The sequence below is a fragment of the Streptomyces sp. NPDC059679 genome, from assembly GCF_042734105.1.
In the GTDB taxonomy this organism is placed as follows: Bacteria; Actinomycetota; Actinomycetes; order Streptomycetales; family Streptomycetaceae; genus Streptomyces.
Genome location: NZ_JBHWES010000141.1, coordinates 1 through 2,070 on the forward strand (window position 1 = coordinate 1; position 2,070 = coordinate 2,070).

Genomic DNA, 2,070 nt, shown 5'->3' on the forward strand with positions numbered 1-2,070 from the left:
ACCAAGGGCGGTCCAGCGCGCCCCAGGCGCTGGCGCAGGGGTCTGGGGGCGCGCAGCCCCCGGACCCGGCCAACGGCCGGGTGCACCACCACAAACCCACGCACGCACCACACACCCCCAACCGAACCCGCCGGGGGGTGCGAGGGGGCGGCGCAAAGCGCCCCTCGCACCCCCGGCCCCCCGGGCCGGGTACCCCACCACGGCGCAGCGCACCCGGCGCGGCCGTCGCGCGCGGCGGCCGCGCTCGCGGCCGCCGGTCGGCGCCGTCGCCATGCCGGGCGCCCGGAGGGGTTCGTCAGGCGACGGTGAACAGCTCGTCCTGTACTGGCTGTTCGGATGGCTGGGGCTTGGGGTTGGTGTGCTGCTCCTGGTGGGCGATGTGCTCGGTCAAAGTCCAGTCCACCCATCGCCATTCAGGGAGCAGGGGGCGGGGTCTGGGGCCGGTCGTCTGCCGGATGGTGGTGAGCCCTGCGGCGCGGGCGGCTTCGCGCCCGGCGTCGGTGACAACCAGCTTCTCGGGTCGTACGCGGTGGACGGTGGTGTCGTCCATCCATACCTCGCAGTACGGCGTGCCGAGTGCGGTGAGCATGGCGAGCCGGTCGATGTCGCCCCATCCGGGGTGGAGTCCGCCGGGGCGGACCCATACCCAGGTTCCGGGCCGGATGTCGCCTGGCCCCATGGGGATGTGTTTGTACGGCGGGCGCTGGCGTCGGCGGCGGCGGGGCTTGGGCGGGTAGTAGTGGCTGGGCGGGTAGTTGGGGTTCGCCATGTGCTGCTGGTGCAGTTCTTCGGCCAGCGCGTTCATGACGTCCTTGTGGGTGTAGCAGGAGGGGCCGACGTGCCAGCGTCGGGGACCGTTCTTCTCCCACTGGGTCGCCGCGCCGCACGTGCACCGCCCCGCCCGGAGGTACGGCTGGGCGGGCGGGCACGGCCACGGCGTGGTGCATGTCCGGCAGAGCCAGACAGGGCCGGCCGAGGTGGGCAGGTGCTCGCACGGCAGGTAGATGGGGCGCATCAGCAGGCTGTCGTCCGGCGTGACGGGCGCTCCTTCGTGCGGCTCGGGCGGGGGTTGGGGCATCGGGCAGGGCTCTCCTGGGTGGGTCCGGGGCCGGGGCGGCGGTGGCGCGACCGCCCCGGCCGGGGTGTTCTACGGCGTGGGCGCGGTGGCGGCCTCGGCCGCGTCCAGGGCCTGTTCGGCCAGTTGGAAGGAGACGGCCAGGGCCTGCGGGTCCATGGCCTCGGCCTGGTTCTCGGGCGCGGTCCTGCGGGCGCGGTCGAGCGCGCGGACCGCCTGTGTGGCGACGTGGTAGCCGGTTTCGTTCTGCCCCTGGGCGTAGCTGGCGAACAGCAGCAGCTCCACCTCCACCGTGTTGACGTACTTGAGCACCGGCCCTTCGCCGCGTCGCGCGTCGTCGAGTGCCTGGCGGCCGCTGTCGACGCTGAACAGCGCGATGCCGGACAACGGGGCGGCCTCTTCGGACTGTCCGGCCTGCGCCGGGATGGGGAGGGTGCGGGTGTCCAAGGCGGCAGCGGCGGCGCGGAGGTTCGTGATCGCGGTGCTGCGGCGGAGCGCGGGGCGGGCGAGGTGGCGGGCCGCCTTGGCGCAGCGATCGGCCAGGGCGGCCCAAGCGGCCGCCTGGGCTGGCTGCTTCTGCTCGGCGGCCAGGGCCGCCTCGTCGGCTGCGATGCGGGCGCGTCGGTGACACAGGGCCGACTGGGCCCGGAGCCAGCGGCGGTTGGGTGTGCCGCGTCGGTTCAGCTCGGCGGCCTGGGCGGCCGCGCGGTACGTCTGCGCGGCCTGCTGGGCGCGGAGCAGGGGGCGGCCGATGCTCTCTGTGAACATCCGGCCGCTGTGTCCGTCGGCCAGAAGGTCACGACGGTAGCGGGCGGCGTCGGCGTTCCCGCCCAAGACGGGCAGGTCGCTGGGGAAGGTCATGGTCGTGCTTCTCCTTGCGGCGGGTTTCGAGTGGGGCCGGGGGGGGGGGGGCCTCCCCCCCCCCCCCCCGGGGGGGGGGGGGTTGTTATGTGAGGGGCAGTTCTGCGGGAGGCGATCCTGGACCGGGACGCCCC

Annotated in this window: 2 protein-coding genes; both read right to left on the minus strand. The window is 74.7% G+C overall.

What is annotated here, in order from left to right; genetic code table 11:
- Positions 1-295: 295 nt before the first annotated feature.
- Complete coding sequence (locus tag ACFV2X_RS54685) at positions 296-1,078, minus strand: hypothetical protein (protein WP_385631608.1); 783 nt, start codon at positions 1,076-1,078, stop codon at positions 296-298.
- Positions 1,079-1,147: 69 nt separating this feature from the next.
- Positions 1,148-1,936, minus strand: coding sequence for a hypothetical protein (locus tag ACFV2X_RS54690; protein WP_385631610.1), 789 nt, complete (start codon positions 1,934-1,936; stop codon positions 1,148-1,150).
- Positions 1,937-2,070 lie beyond the last annotated feature (134 nt).